Origin of the sequence: Cellulomonas xylanilytica, assembly GCF_007989805.1 — a bacterium.
In the GTDB taxonomy this organism is placed as follows: domain Bacteria; phylum Actinomycetota; class Actinomycetes; order Actinomycetales; family Cellulomonadaceae; genus Cellulomonas; species Cellulomonas xylanilytica.
In genome coordinates this window covers 1-13,644 of the sequence record NZ_BJUB01000003.1, presented here as the reverse complement: position 1 = coordinate 13,644, position 13,644 = coordinate 1, and the positions used below count along the sequence as shown (strand labels likewise).

Below are 13,644 nucleotides of genomic sequence, written 5' to 3'. Positions count from 1 at the left end.
CTCCGGGTGGGCGGCGCGCGTCTGTGCGCAGCGTCACCGTATCGCCCGGTTCGTCCCGGCTGTCGAGGGGTCAGACGGCGCAGGAGTCGTCGACGCAGGCCGCCCCGTCGGCGCCGTCGGCGGTGGCCAGCGTCTGGATCGGGTGGGCGTCGCGCCACGCCGTCTCCAGCAGCTGCGTGAACACGCCGGCCGGCTGGGCGCCGGACACCGCGATCCGGCGGTCGACGACGAAGAACGGGACGCCGGTGACGCCCAGGGCACGTGCCTCGTCCTCGTCGGCGCGGACCGCGTCGGCTCCCGCGTCACCGGCCAGCACGCCACGTGCCGCGTCGGCGTCGACACCGGCGTCGCCGACGATCCGCACGAGGGTCTCGTCGTCGCCGAGGTCGGCGCCGTGCTCGAAGTGCGCCGAGAACAGGGCCTCGAGCGTCCGCTCCGCCAGCTCTGCGCCGCCGGTCGTGCGCGCCAGGTGCACCAGACGGTGCGCCGCGAACGTGTTGGCCGCGATCGCCCGGTCGAAGTCGTAGGCCAGGCCGTCGCCCGCGGCCACGCCCGTCACCTGCGCGAACATCCTCGTGACCTGGTCGCGTGGGATGCCCTTGTGGCGGGCGAGCGCCTCGATCTCGGGTATGCCCGGGCCCGCGGGCGTGCCGGGCGACAGCTCGTAGGCGCGCCACGTCACCTCGACGTGCTCGCGGTGCGGGAAGTCGGCCAGCGCCGTCGCGAAGCGTCGCTTCCCGATGTAGCACCACGGGCACGCGATGTCCGACCAGATCTCGACGTTCAGCGTACGGACAGGACGGAGGACGTCGGTCGTCACGGGAGCAGCAGGACCTTTCCGGTGGTGGAGCGCGACTCGAGCGCGCGGTGGGCGTCGGCCGCGTCGGCCAGCGGGAACGTGGCGCCCACGCGCACGTCGAGCTCGCCGGCACGGACGGCGTCGAAGAGCTCACGGGCCCGCCAGGTCAGCTCGTCCCGCGTGGCGACGTGGTCGTCGAGCGTGGGGCGGGTCAGGAACAGCGAACCGCCCGCGTTGAGGCGCTGCGGGTCGACCGGCGGGACGGGGCCGGACGAGCCGCCGAACAGGACGAGCATCCCGCGTCGCTGCAGGGAGCCCAGCGATGCGTCGAACGTGTCCTTGCCGACGGAGTCGAAGACGGCGTGGACGCCGCGGCCGTCGGTGAGCGAGCGCACCTCGGCCGGGAGGTCGCGGGTCAGGTCGTCGAGCTCGCGGTACCGGATCACGTCGGTGGCACCGGCCTCGCGGGCCAGGCGCTCCTTCTCGGCGCTGCCCACGGTCGCGATGACGCGGGCACCGCGCTGCGCCGCCAGCTGCGTGAGCAGCAGGCCGACACCGCCTGCCGCCGCGTGCACGAGCACGTCGTGACCGGCCTGGACGGGGAACGTCGAGGTGACGAGGTAGTGCGCCGTCAGACCCTGGAGGGGGAGGGCGGCGGCGACCTGGTCGGAGACACCGTCGGGCACCAGCAGGGCCTTCGACGCCTTGACGTTGACCACCTCGGCGTAGGAGCCGGGTGCCGACGACCACGCGACACGGTCCCCGACGGCGATCTCGCTCACGTCGGCACCCACGGCGACGACCGTCCCGGCGCCCTCGGAGCCCACGACGTGCGGGAACGGCATCGGGTAGACGCCGGACCGTCGGTAGGTGTCGATGAAGTTGACGCCCGCCGCGGCGACGCGGACGAGGACCTCGTCGGCCGCGGGCTCGGGGTCGGGGAGCTCGGTCAGCTCGAGGACGTCGGGACCGCCCGCGGCGGTGGCTCGGATGGCGCGCACGTCGGGAGGAACGCGAACGCGCGCGGCGATCTTCCCCGGGATGCCGTTCGTATCTTCGTGCAGCCTTGTGTATGTTCATGCATATGACGTTCACGGTCGCGGTCGCGGGTGCCAGCGGGTACGCCGGCGGGGAGATGCTCCGCGTGCTGCTCGCGCACCCCGAGGCACGGATCGGCACCCTCACCGCGCACTCCAACGCCGGGACGCTCCTCGGGGCGCACCAGCCGCACCTGCGCTCGCTCGCCGACCGGGTGCTCGCGCCCACGGGGGTCGACGAGCTGGCCGGTCACGACGTCGTCGTGCTCGCCCTGCCGCACGGCGCCAGCGGGGCGATCGCCGCGGAGCTCGAGGCACGGGGCGACGGCGCGGTCGTCGTCGACCTCGGCGCGGACCACCGGCTCGTCGACGCCGCCGACTGGGAGCAGTTCTACGGCAGCGCGCACGCCGGCACGTGGCCGTACGGCCTGCCGGAGCTGCTGCACCCGGGGGAGCGGACCGCGAGCGGGCAGCGGGCCGCGCTCGCCGGTGCGCGGCGCATCGCCGTCCCGGGCTGCAACGTCACCGCCGTCTCGCTCGGTCTCCAGCCGGGCATCGCGGCCGGGCTGATCGAGCCCACCGACCTCGTGGCCGTGCTCGCCAACGGCTACTCCGGCGCGGGGAAGTCCCTCAAGACGCACCTGCTCGCCAGCGAGGGGCTCGGCGCCGCGCAGCCGTACGCGGTCGGCGGCACGCACCGGCACATCCCCGAGATCGCGCAGAACCTGCGGTCCGCGGGGGCGGCCGACGTGACCATCTCCTTCACGCCCACGCTCGTGCCCATGGCGCGCGGCATCCTCGCGACCGCCACGGCCCGCCTCGCACCCGACGTCGACCCGGCAACCGTCCGGGCCGCGTGGGAGCAGACGTACGCCGACGAGCCGTTCGTGCACCTGCTACTCGAGGGCCACTGGCCGACCACCGCGGCGACGCTCGGCGCCAACACCGCCCTCGTGCAGGTCGCGGTCGACGAGCGCGCCGGGCGCGTCGTGACCGTCACGGCGATCGACAACCTGGTCAAGGGCACCGCCGGTGGCGCGCTGCAGTCCCTCAACCTCGCGCTCGGGCTCCCCGAGACGCTCGGCCTTCCCCTGGACGGAGTCGCACCGTGACCATCGAGACCACGGACCTGCCCTCACCCGGCGTCACCGCGGCGGCCGGCTTCCGCGCCTCCGGGATCACGGCGGGCCTCAAGGCCTCCGGCCGACCGGACCTCGCGCTGGTCGTCAACGACGGTCCTTCGCAGGCTGCCGCGGCCGTGTTCACCACCAACCGGGTCGTGGGCGCGCCGGTCGTCTGGTCGCGCCAGGCGGTGTCCGACGGTGTGGTCAGCGCCGTGGTGCTCAACTCGGGCGGCGCCAACGTGTGCACCGGACCCGAGGGCTTCCTCGACGTGCACCTGACCGCCGAGACGGTCGGTGCGGCCCTGGAGGTCTCCGCGGGCGACGTCGTGGTCTGCTCCACCGGCCTGATCGGGGAGCGGCTGCCCATCGACAAGATCCTCGACGGGATCGGCGTCGCCGTGGAGGCGCTCTCTTCCGAGGGCGGTCCGGACGCAGCCGTCGCGATCATGACCACGGACACCGTCGCCAAGACCGCGCACCTGCACGTCGACGGCGACCGGGGAGCCTGGACCGTCGGTGGGATGGCCAAGGGAGCGGGCATGCTCGCCCCCGGGCTGGCCACCATGCTCTGCGTGATCACCACCGACGCGGTCATCGACGCCGAGACCGCGGCAGCCGCCCTGCGCACGGCGGTCTCGGAGACGTTCGACCGCGTCGACTCCGACGGCTGCATGTCGACCTCCGACACGGTCACGCTCATGGTCTCGGGCGCCAGCCGCGCGGTCCCGGACCCCGCCGGCTTCACCGCCGCGCTCACGCAGGTGTGCGGCGAGCTCGCCCGCGCGCTCGTCGCCGACGCGGAGGGCGCGACCCACGACATCGCCGTGACCGTCATGGGTGCCGAGACGCAGGACGCGGCGCTCGCGGTGGCCCGTGCGGTGACCCGCTCCAACCTCTTCAAGGCCGCGATGTTCGGCAACGACCCCAACTGGGGCCGCGTGCTCGCGCAGGTGGGGACGGTGCCGGAGAGCGTCGCCGCGTTCGACCCCGACCAGCTCGACGTCACCATCAACGGCGTCCAGGTGTGCAAGGCCGGCGGCGCGTTCCGGCCCCGGTCCGAGGTCGACCTGGCCGCGAACCGCGAGGTGCACGTGCTCATCGACCTGCACGCGGGCGGCGAGGTGGCCACCGTGTGGACCAACGACCTCACGCACGACTACGTCCACGAGAACAGCGCGTACTCCACATGAGCGACTTCACGTTCAACACCCGCACCGACCTGCGCGCGGACCAGAAGGCCGAGGTCCTCGTCGAGGCGCTGCCGTGGCTGCAGAAGTTCTCGGGCGCGCTCGTCGTCGTGAAGTACGGCGGCAACGCGATGATCGACGAGGACCTGAAGCGCGCGTTCGCCGAGGACATGGTGTTCCTGCGCCAGGTCGGGCTCAAGCCGGTCGTCGTGCACGGCGGCGGACCCCAGATCAACGCCATGCTCGACCGGCTCGGCATCGAGTCGGAGTTCCGCGGCGGGCTGCGCGTCACCACCCCGGAGGCGATGGAGGTCGTGCGGATGGTGCTCACGGGGCAGGTGTCCCGGGAGCTCGTCGGTCTGCTCAACGCGCACGGACCCCACGCCGTCGGCCTGTCGGGCGAGGACGGCGGGCTGTTCCAGGCCCGCCGGCGCACCGCGCTCGTGGACGGCCAGAACGTCGACATCGGCCTCGTCGGCGACGTCGTCAAGGTCAACCCCGGCGCCGTGCTGGACCTGCTCGACGCCGGTCGCATCCCGGTGGTCTCGACGGTCGCCCCCGACCTGGACGACCCGACCACGGTGCTGAACGTGAACGCGGACACCGCGGCCGCCGCGCTCGCGGTCGCGCTGGGAGCGCGCAAGCTCATCGTGCTCACCGACGTCGAGGGTCTCTACACCAGCTGGCCGGACACGGGCTCTCTCGTGCGCCGGATCGGCGCGAGCGCCCTGGCGGAGCTCCTGCCCGGCCTCGACGCCGGCATGCGCCCGAAGATGGAGGCCTGCTGGCGGGCGGTCGAGGGCGGAGTCGGCCGCGCGCACGTCATCGACGGCCGAGCACCGCACTCGATCCTGGTCGAGGTCTTCACGTCCGACGGCATCGGCACCATGGTCCTGCCCGACGAGGAGCCTGCCGACGCCCCCTTCACCGCACCGATCCCTGTGGTGCCGCACGCCGACCCCGAGGTGACCGCATGACCATGGAAAGGGGCACCCTCGATACTGCCCGGGCCCGGCACCGGTCCGCCGAGAGCGCCGACGCGTCGCTGCCGGTCCTGGCCGCGGACGGCTCCGTCGCGCAGTGGACCGACCGCTACAGCCACGCCGTCATGGACACGTTCGGCGCCCCGCAGCGCGTGCTCGTCCGCGGTGAGGGCCCGTACGTGTGGGACGCCGACGGCACGCGGTACCTCGACCTGCTCGGCGGGATCGCGGTCAACTCGCTCGGTCACGCCCACCCGACCCTGACCGCCGCGATCAGCGCGCAGCTCGGCACGCTGGGGCACGTCTCCAACTTCTTCGGCAGCCCGACGCAGATCGCGTTCGCCGAGCGGCTGCTCGCGCTCGCCGGCGCCCCCCAGGGGTCGAGGGTCTTCCTGACCAACTCCGGGACCGAGGCCAACGAGGCGGCGTTCAAGCTGGCCCGCCGCAACGGCGGCCCGGACCGGCCGCGGATCCTCGCGCTGGAGGGCTCGTTCCACGGCCGGTCGATGGGCGCCCTCGCGCTCACGCACAAGGCCGCGTACCGCGAGCCGTTCGAGCCCCTGCCCGCGGGGGTGGAGTTCGTGCCGTTCGGCGACACCGAGGCGCTCGAGGCGGCGTTCGCGGTGGACGGCGACCGGGTCGCGGCGCTGTTCGTCGAGCCGATCCAGGGCGAGGCCGGGGTTCGGCCGCTGCCGCCCGGCTACCTCGCCCTGGCCCGCAGGCTCACGGCCGAGCACGGCGCCCTGCTGGTCCTCGACGAGGTGCAGACCGGCATGGGCCGGACCGGCACCTGGTTCGCCCACCAGCTCCCGCACGTCGGCGGTGGGATCGTGCCCGACGCCGTGACGGTGGCCAAGGGGCTCGGTGGCGGGTTCCCCGTCGGCGCGCTCATCGCCTACGGCGAGCAGACGGCGACCCTGCTGGGCCGCGGCCAGCACGGCACCACGTTCGGCGGCAATCCTGTCGCGTCGGCCGCCGGGCTCGCGACCATCGCCGTCATCGAGCGCGACGGGCTCCTCGACCACGTCAGCGCGCTCGGCGCGACGCTGCGCGAGCGGCTCGCCGGCACCGGCAACCCGCTCGTCGGCGAGGTGCGCGGCGAGGGCTTCCTCATCGGCATCGAGCTGACCGCGCCGGTGGCCGCTGCGGTCGCCGCCCGCGCGCTCGAGGCGGGGTTCATCGTCAACCCCTGCACGCCCAGCACCCTCCGCCTCGCGCCTCCGTTCCTGCTCACCGCGGACCAGGCGGCGCAGTTCGTCGCCTTCCTCGCGGCCGTCCCCGAGGACCTGTCATGACCCGGCACTTCCTGCGGGACGACGACCTGAGCCCCCGCGACCAGCGGGACGTCCTCGAGCTCGCCCTCGCGTTCCGCGACGACAGGTTCATCCGCACGCCGCTGACGGGACCGCGGGCGGTGGCCGTCATCTTCGACAAGCCGACCCTGCGCACCCAGGTCTCGTTCACGGCCGGCATCGCGGAGCTCGGCGGGTTCCCGCTGAGCGTGGACGGCAAGCTCGCGCGCATCGGTGAGCGGGAGTCGATCGAGGACACCGCGCGCGTCCTCGGCCGGCAGGTCGCCGCGATCGTGTGGCGGACGTTCTCCCAGCAGCGGCTCGAGCAGATGGCCGCGAACGCGGGCGTGCCGGTCGTGAACGCGCTCACGGACAGCTTCCACCCGTGCCAGATCCTCGCCGACCTCGCCACGGTCGCCCAGCACCGCGGGGGAGTCGGGAACCTGGCCGGGCTGACGCTCGCCTACGTCGGCGACGGTGCCAACAACATGGCGCACTCGTACCTGCTCGGCGGCGCGACGGCGGGCATGCACGTGCGCATCGGCACGCCCGACGGCTACCTGCCCGACGCGGCGATCCTCGCGGACGCCGCCGCGATCGCCGCCGACACCGGCGGCTCGGTCTCGGTCGTGCACACGATGGCGGAGGCGGTCACCGGAGCGGACGTCGTCGCGACGGACACCTGGGTGTCGATGGGTCAGGAGTCGGAGGCGGCCGACCGCGAGACGCCGTTCGTGCCGTTCCGCGTCGACTCCGCCGCAATGGCCCTCGCAGAGCCGGACGCCCTCGTCCTGCACTGCCTGCCCGCCTACCGCGGCAAGGAGATCACCGCCGAGGTGCTCGACGGACCGCAGTCGGTCGTGTGGGACGAGGCCGAGAACCGGCTGCACGCGCAGAAGGCCCTCCTGTCGTGGCTGGTGGAGGGCCGATGAGCGTCACGGTCCCGCACACCAAGGCGGCGCGCCACGCGCTCGTCACGTCGCTGCTCACGCGCGGCACGGTCCACTCCCAGCAGCAGCTCGCCGAGCTGCTCACCGCGGAGGGCGTGACGGTCACCCAGGCCACCCTGTCGCGTGACCTCGTCGAGCTGCGCGCCGTCAAGATCCGGACCCCGTCCGGGGCCCTCGCCTACGCCGTCCCCGCCGAGGGCGGCCTGCGCCCGGCCGCTGCCGGGCCCGACGAGGAGATGCTCGCCGCCCGCCTCGCCCGGCTGTGCGCCGAGCTCCTCGTGACGGCCGAGGCGTCGGGCAACCTCGTCGTGCTGCGGACGCCACCCGGCGCCGCGCAGTTCCTCGCGTCGGCCATCGACCACTCCGTCCTGCCCGCCGTGCTCGGCACGATCGCCGGCGACGACACGGTCCTGGTCATCGCGCGCGAGGGGGAGACCGGCGCCGCGCTGGCCGCCCGCTTCCTCGCGCTGGCCACCGACACGCCGTCGCGCACCCGTCCGTCAGACTGACCCCGCACTCCTCCGCACCCTCGTACGCACCCCCGAAGAGAGAAGAACAATGACTGAGCGCGTCGTCCTCGCCTACTCCGGCGGCCTGGACACCTCCGTGGGCATCGGCTGGATCGCCGAGGCCACCGGCGCCGAGGTGATCGCCGTGGCGGTCGACGTCGGCCAGGGCGGCGAGGACCTCGAGGTGATCCGCCAGCGTGCGCTCGACTGCGGCGCGGTCGAGGCGTACGTCGCCGACGCGCGCGACGAGTTCGCCACCGAGTACTGCATGCCGGCACTCAAGGCCAACGCCCTCTACCTCGACCGCTACCCGCTGGTCTCGGCGCTGTCCCGACCCGTCATCGTCAAGCACCTCGTCCGCGCGGCCCGCCAGTTCGGTGCGACGACCGTCGCGCACGGCTGCACCGGCAAGGGCAACGACCAGGTCCGCTTCGAGGTCGGCATCACCTCGCTCGCGCCCGACCTGACGTGCCTGGCTCCCGTCCGGGACCTCGCGCTGACCCGCGACAAGGCGATCGAGTTCGCGACGCGCAACGCGCTGCCCATCGAGACCACCAAGCACAACCCGTTCTCCATCGACCAGAACGTGTGGGGCCGCGCCGTCGAGACCGGCTTCCTCGAGGACATCTGGAACGGCCCGACCAAGGACGTCTACACCTACACGGACGACCCGACGTTCCCGCCCGTCGCCGACGAGGTCGTCATCACGTTCGAGGCCGGCGTGCCGGTCGCGCTGGACGGCATCCCGGTCACGCCGCTGCAGGCCATCCAGGAGATGAACCGCCGCGCGGGTGCCCAGGGCATCGGCCGGATCGACATCGTCGAGGACCGCCTGGTCGGCATCAAGTCCCGCGAGGTCTACGAGGCGCCGGGCGCGATCGCGCTCATCGCCGCGCACCAGGAGCTGGAGAACGTCACGGTCGAGCGCGAGCAGGCGCGGTTCAAGCGGGGCGTCGAGCAGCGCTGGACCGAGCTGGTCTACGACGGCCAGTGGTTCTCGCCGCTGAAGAAGTCGCTCGAGGTGTTCGTCGACGACACCCAGCGCTACGTCTCCGGCGACGTCCGCGTCGTGCTGCACGGCGGTCGCGCGACGGTCACGGGCCGCCGGTCGGACGCGAGCCTGTACGACTTCAACCTCGCGACGTACGACACGGGCGACTCGTTCGACCAGTCGGCCGCCAAGGGCTTCATCGAGATCTACGGCCTGTCCTCCAAGCTGGCCGCGGCGCGCGACGTGCGCTTCGGCAACGGGGTGGACCTCGGCACCCAGGGCGGGATCAGTGGCTGACGACGTCACGACGACCCCCGGCGTCTCGCTCTGGGGCGGCCGGTTCGCGGGCGGCCCGTCGGAGGCGCTGCAGGCGCTGTCGCAGTCGACCCACTTCGACTGGCGGCTCGCCGGGCACGACATCTCCGGCTCCGTCGCGCACGCCCGGGTCCTGCACGGTGCCGGGCTGCTCACGGACGACGAGCTGACCGGGATGGTCGACGCGCTGGAGCGGCTGCGCGCCGACGTGGCGAGCGGCGCCTTCCTGCCGGTGCTCGAGGACGAGGACGTGCACACGGCCCTCGAGCGCGGGCTGATCGACCGTGCGGGGACGGAGCTCGGCGGCAAGCTCCGCGCGGGCCGCTCGCGCAACGACCAGATCGCGACGCTCGTGCGCATGTACCTGCGCGAGGAGGCGCGTGGTCTGGCGCGCCTGGTGCTCGACGTGGTCGACGCGCTGGTCGCGCAGGCCGACCGGGCGGGCGAGGCGCCGATGCCGGGCCGCACCCACCTGCAGCACGCCCAGCCGGTCCTGCTCGCGCACCACCTGCTGGCGCACGCGTGGCCGTTGCTGCGCGACGTCGAGCGCTGGGTCGACTGGGACGCGCGGGCGGCCCGCTCGCCGTACGGGTCGGGTGCGCTGGCGGGCTCGTCGCTCGGTCTGGACCCCGCCGCGGTCGCCGCGGAGCTCGGCTTCGACGGTCCGGTCGAGAACTCGATCGACGGCACCGCGTCGCGCGACGTGGTGGCCGAGTTCGCGTTCGTCGCGGCGATGCTCGCCGTGGACGTCTCCCGGCTCGCCGAGGAGGTCATCCTGTGGGCGACCAAGGAGTTCGGCTTCGTCCGGCTGCACGACGCCTACTCCACGGGGTCGAGCATCATGCCGCAGAAGAAGAACCCCGACGTCGCGGAGCTCGCGCGCGGCAAGGCGGGCCGCCTCGTCGGTGACCTGACGGGCCTGCTGACCACGCTCAAGGGCCTCCCGCTCGCGTACAACCGCGACCTGCAGGAGGACAAGGAGCCGGTGTTCGACCAGGTGGACCAGCTCTCCGTCCTCCTGCCGGCGTTCGCCGGGATGATCGAGACGCTCGAGTTCGACACGGACCGGCTCGCGGCGCTCGCACCGCAGGGCTTCTCGCTCGCGACCGACATCGCCGAGTGGCTGGTCCGCAGCGGCGTGCCGTTCCGGGTGGCGCACGAGGTCGCGGGTGCCTGCGTCCGCGCGTGCGAGGAGCACGAGCCGGCCATCGAGCTGTGGAACCTCACCGACGACGAGCTCGCCGCGATCTCACCGCACCTGACCCCCGAGGTCCGCGCCGTGCTGACCGTCGAGGGGTCGCTCGCGTCGCGCTCCGCGTACGGCGGTACGGCCCCGGTCCGGGTCGCGGAGCAGCTGGGACGTGCCCGCGCACGCGCGGCGGAGCTGCGCACCTGGGCGTCGTGATCGCCGACGAGCTCCTCGCTCGAGCACGCTCGGCCCGTCCGCGGCTGGGCCGGGTGCAGGTCGTGGCCGTCGACGGTCCGGCGGGCTCCGGCAAGACGACCCTTGCGGATTCCCTGGCGTCGGCGGGCGCGACCGTGCTGCACCTCGACGACCTCTACGAGGGCTGGTCGGGCCTCGAGGGCTCGCTGTGGCCGCGCCTCTCCGTCCAGGTCCTGGAGCCGCTGCGCCGTGGCGTCCCGGGCCGGTACCAGCGCTACGACTGGTCCCTAGAGGCGTTCGCCGAGTGGGTGGACGTCCCGGTCCCCGACGTCCTCGTGCTGGAGGGCTGCGGCTCGGCGCGCCGGCAGGTCGACCCGGTCGCCGTGCTCCGCGTCTGGGTCGAGGCACCGGCGGACCTGCGGCTCGCGCGCGGCCTCGCCCGCGACGGCGCCGAGATGCGTGCGCACTGGGTCAGGTGGATGGCCGACGAGGCCGCCCACTTCGCCCGCGAACGCACGCGGGAGCGCGCGGACGTCCGCCTCGACGCGTTCGGTGACGTCCTGACGGACGGGTCCGTACCCGGGGCATCGACGGATTCCGGCGGCAGATGAGCCGGGGCGTGCGGCAAGATGAGCGGGTGAGCCCGTCGGAACCGCTCGAGAGCCCGGATGCCGCCGGTCGGCGCGCGCCCGTGGTCGTCCCGGCGCGGGTCTGGTTCAGCCGGCCGGTGCACGCCGTCGCGCGCGACCTGCTGGGCGCCTACCTCACCGCCCGCTCGCCGGAGGGCGACGTCACGCTGCGGATCACCGAGGTCGAGGCCTACGGCGGTGCCGACGACCCGGGTTCCCACGCCTTCCGCGGCCGGACCGCCCGCAACGCGGTGATGTTCGCCGAGCCCGGCCGCCTGTACGTCTACCGCCACCTGGGCCTGCACCACTGCCTCAACATCGTCACCCAGCCCACCGGCAGCCCGTCCGCCGTGCTGCTGCGTGCGGGGGAGATCGTCGAGGGCACCGACCTGGCCTGGCGACGGCGCGAGTCCGTCGGCGTCGTCGACTCGGAGCGCCAGCTCGCCCGGGGCCCCGGGCGGCTCGCCGTGGCACTGGGGATCGACCTGCGCGCCAACGGCGCCGACATCACGGAGGCGGGCGGCGACATCGTGCTGCACCGCCACCAGGTCGTGGCCCAGCCCACGCACAAGACCGGTCCCCGGGTCGGCGTCTCCGGCGCCGGGGGCGAGGGCGGCAGGTTCCCCTGGCGCTACTGGCTGACGGACGAGCGCACGGTCTCGGCGTACCGCCCGGCGTATCGCGCGCCGGCGTCGGTAGACGTCCCGTGAGGGACGACGACGCCGGCCGTACGCACCTGCCCACCCTCGTCGCCGGCGCCGAGCCGGCCTACTGCCTGGAGACCTGGTGAACCACATCCTCGACGAGCTCGAGTGGCGCGGGCTGATCGCCCAGACCACCGACCTCGACGCCCTCCGCGACGCGCTCTCCGCCGGGCCCGTCTCGCTGTACTGCGGGTTCGACCCGACGGCACCGAGCCTGCACATCGGCAACCTCGTCCAGATCCTGACCGTCCGCCGCCTCCAGGACGCCGGCCACACGCCGTACGGCCTCGTCGGCGGTGCCACCGGCCTGATCGGCGACCCGAAGATGGCGGGGGAGCGCACCCTGAACGAGCGCGACGTCGTCGCCGTGTGGGTGGAGCGCATCCGCAAGCAGATCGAGCCCCTGCTCCGGTTCGACGGCCCGCACGCCGCGACCATGGTGAACAACCTGGACTGGACGGCCCCGCTGTCGGCCATCGACTTCTTGCGCGACATCGGCAAGCACTACCGGCTGGGCACCATGCTGGCCAAGGACACCGTGGCCCGGCGCCTCAACAGCGACGCGGGCATCAGCTTCACCGAGTTCAGCTACCAGATCCTGCAGGGCATGGACTACCTCGAGCTGCACCGCCGCCACGGGATCACCCTGCAGACCGGCGGCAGCGACCAGTGGGGCAACCTCCTTTCGGGCGTCGAGCTGATCCGCAAGGCCGAGGGTGTCGCCGTGCACGCTCTGACGACCCCGCTGATCACCAAGGCCGACGGCACCAAGTTCGGCAAGACGGAGTCCGGCACCGTCTGGCTCGACCCCGAGCTGACCACGCCGTACGCGTTCTTCCAGTTCTGGCTCAACGCGGACGACGCCGACGTGGTGCGCTACCTCAAGGTGTTCAGCTTCCGCTCGCGCGAGCAGATCGAGGAGCTGGAGTCGGCCGTCGCCGACCGGCCGGCGGCCCGTGAGGCCCAACGCGCGCTCGCGTACGAGGTGACGTCCCTCGTGCACGGCACCGCGGCCGCCGACCAGGTCGTCGCGGCGAGCCAGGCCCTGTTCGGCCGCGGCTCGTTGGCGGAGCTCGACGCCACGACGCTCGCCGCCGCGGTCGCCGAGCTGCCGTCCGCGCCGGGCGCTGCGGGCGACGGCATCGCCGACCTCCTGGCGGCGACGGGCGTGGTGGCGAGCAAGGGTGCGGCGCGACGAGCGATCGCCGAGGGCGGGGCGTCGGTGAACAACGTCCGGGTGGCCGCCGAGGACGCGGTGCTCACAGCCGACGACCTCCTGCACGGTCGCTGGGCGGTCCTGCGCCGCGGCAAGCGCACTCTCGCGGTGGTCGACGCGCAGGCCTGAGCGAGCCGTGATCGACGACGGGCCTCTCGTCCCCGCCGGGGCGACGAGGGCCCGTCGTCGCCGTTTCGGCCCACTGACCTGCGCATCTGGTGCCGAGCGGAGGTCTGGTGACCGGCGTCACCGGGACGGGATTTGCCACCTGCCGCAACACGCGCGTAATGTTCTCGATGTCGCCCGAGAGGGAGGAACGGACACCGCGGATCGAACCACGGTGGCTGGTCCCTAGGGTGGCCACCCCCGCTCGTGCTGACAGGCGCTTCGTGCGCCCTGAAGCAGGACGGGGACGGGCTCCCGGCCCGCAGATGCTGCCCGAACAGGTGGCGGGAAGCGGCCGGAAAGCCAGGTAAGATTCAGAACGACAAAGCCTCTCGGACGAGATCGAAAGATCTTGAGGA

General features: G+C 73.4%; 13 protein-coding genes. 11 read left to right on the top strand and 2 right to left on the bottom strand.

Translation table 11 applies throughout. The features are described 5' to 3' along the window. Positions 1-70: 70 nt before the first annotated feature. Both CXY01_RS05515 and CXY01_RS05510 read right to left on the bottom strand, forming a co-directional pair. Positions 71-820 carry a DsbA family oxidoreductase gene (locus CXY01_RS05515; RefSeq protein WP_246125071.1) on the bottom strand — a complete coding sequence of 250 codons (750 nt, stop codon included), beginning with the start codon at positions 818-820 and terminating at the stop codon, positions 71-73. Then, entirely contained in the window at positions 817-1,800 is a 984-nt protein-coding gene (locus CXY01_RS05510) for a quinone oxidoreductase family protein (RefSeq protein ID WP_146926119.1), read from the bottom strand. Before CXY01_RS05510 ends, CXY01_RS05515 begins: the two co-directional genes overlap by 4 nt. An 83-nt stretch (positions 1,801-1,883) precedes the next feature. Between CXY01_RS05510 and argC the strand changes: the two genes are divergently transcribed. From argC to tyrS, 11 genes are all read left to right on the top strand, one after another. Further along, positions 1,884-2,948: an N-acetyl-gamma-glutamyl-phosphate reductase gene (argC, locus tag CXY01_RS05505; RefSeq protein ID WP_222594496.1), complete on the top strand. Its 1,065-nt coding sequence runs from the start codon at positions 1,884-1,886 to the stop codon at positions 2,946-2,948. Next, positions 2,945-4,150 carry a bifunctional glutamate N-acetyltransferase/amino-acid acetyltransferase ArgJ gene (gene argJ / locus CXY01_RS05500; protein WP_186813307.1) on the top strand — a complete coding sequence of 402 codons (1,206 nt, stop codon included), beginning with the start codon at positions 2,945-2,947 and terminating at the stop codon, positions 4,148-4,150. The genes argC and argJ overlap by 4 nt, the downstream gene beginning before the upstream one ends. Then, complete coding sequence (gene argB, locus CXY01_RS05495; protein WP_146926117.1) at positions 4,147-5,124, top strand: acetylglutamate kinase; 978 nt, start codon at positions 4,147-4,149, stop codon at positions 5,122-5,124. Before argJ ends, argB begins: the two co-directional genes overlap by 4 nt. A 2-nt stretch (positions 5,125-5,126) precedes the next feature. Next, entirely contained in the window at positions 5,127-6,425 is a 1,299-nt protein-coding gene (locus CXY01_RS05490; RefSeq protein ID WP_146926459.1) for an acetylornithine transaminase, read from the top strand. Then, positions 6,422-7,354: an ornithine carbamoyltransferase gene (gene argF, locus CXY01_RS05485; RefSeq protein ID WP_146926116.1), complete on the top strand. Its 933-nt coding sequence runs from the start codon at positions 6,422-6,424 to the stop codon at positions 7,352-7,354. The genes CXY01_RS05490 and argF overlap by 4 nt, the downstream gene beginning before the upstream one ends. Then, entirely contained in the window at positions 7,351-7,881 is a 531-nt protein-coding gene (locus tag CXY01_RS05480; RefSeq protein ID WP_146926115.1) for an arginine repressor, read from the top strand. Before argF ends, CXY01_RS05480 begins: the two co-directional genes overlap by 4 nt. 49 nt (positions 7,882-7,930) lie before the next feature. Continuing rightward, positions 7,931-9,169: an argininosuccinate synthase gene (locus CXY01_RS05475; protein ID WP_146926114.1), complete on the top strand. Its 1,239-nt coding sequence runs from the start codon at positions 7,931-7,933 to the stop codon at positions 9,167-9,169. Beyond that, the gene (argH, locus tag CXY01_RS05470) at positions 9,162-10,592 is read left to right on the top strand and encodes an argininosuccinate lyase (RefSeq protein ID WP_146926113.1); all 1,431 of its coding nucleotides are present in this window, start codon (positions 9,162-9,164) and stop codon (positions 10,590-10,592) included. Before CXY01_RS05475 ends, argH begins: the two co-directional genes overlap by 8 nt. After that, complete coding sequence (locus CXY01_RS05465; protein WP_307724382.1) at positions 10,589-11,182, top strand: nucleoside/nucleotide kinase family protein; 594 nt, start codon at positions 10,589-10,591, stop codon at positions 11,180-11,182. Before argH ends, CXY01_RS05465 begins: the two co-directional genes overlap by 4 nt. Further along, positions 11,179-11,910, top strand: coding sequence for a DNA-3-methyladenine glycosylase (locus tag CXY01_RS05460; RefSeq protein WP_146926112.1), 732 nt, complete (start codon positions 11,179-11,181; stop codon positions 11,908-11,910). The genes CXY01_RS05465 and CXY01_RS05460 overlap by 4 nt, the downstream gene beginning before the upstream one ends. Positions 11,911-11,986: 76 nt before the next feature. Further along, the gene (gene tyrS, locus CXY01_RS05455; protein ID WP_146926111.1) at positions 11,987-13,249 is read left to right on the top strand and encodes a tyrosine--tRNA ligase; all 1,263 of its coding nucleotides are present in this window, start codon (positions 11,987-11,989) and stop codon (positions 13,247-13,249) included. Positions 13,250-13,644: the final 395 nt, after the last annotated feature.

Coding starts and splice junctions, on each gene's coding strand:
- argB (WP_146926117.1), top strand. CDS start 4,147: ATGAGCGACTTCACGTTCAACACCCGCACCGACCTGCGCGCGGACCAG.
- CXY01_RS05490 (WP_146926459.1), top strand. CDS start 5,127: ATGGAAAGGGGCACCCTCGATACTGCCCGGGCCCGGCACCGGTCCGCC.
- CXY01_RS05480 (WP_146926115.1), top strand. CDS start 7,351: ATGAGCGTCACGGTCCCGCACACCAAGGCGGCGCGCCACGCGCTCGTC.
- CXY01_RS05460 (WP_146926112.1), top strand. CDS start 11,179: ATGAGCCGGGGCGTGCGGCAAGATGAGCGGGTGAGCCCGTCGGAACCG.
- argF (WP_146926116.1), top strand. CDS start 6,422: ATGACCCGGCACTTCCTGCGGGACGACGACCTGAGCCCCCGCGACCAG.
- argC (WP_222594496.1), top strand. CDS start 1,884: ATGACGTTCACGGTCGCGGTCGCGGGTGCCAGCGGGTACGCCGGCGGG.
- CXY01_RS05475 (WP_146926114.1), top strand. CDS start 7,931: ATGACTGAGCGCGTCGTCCTCGCCTACTCCGGCGGCCTGGACACCTCC.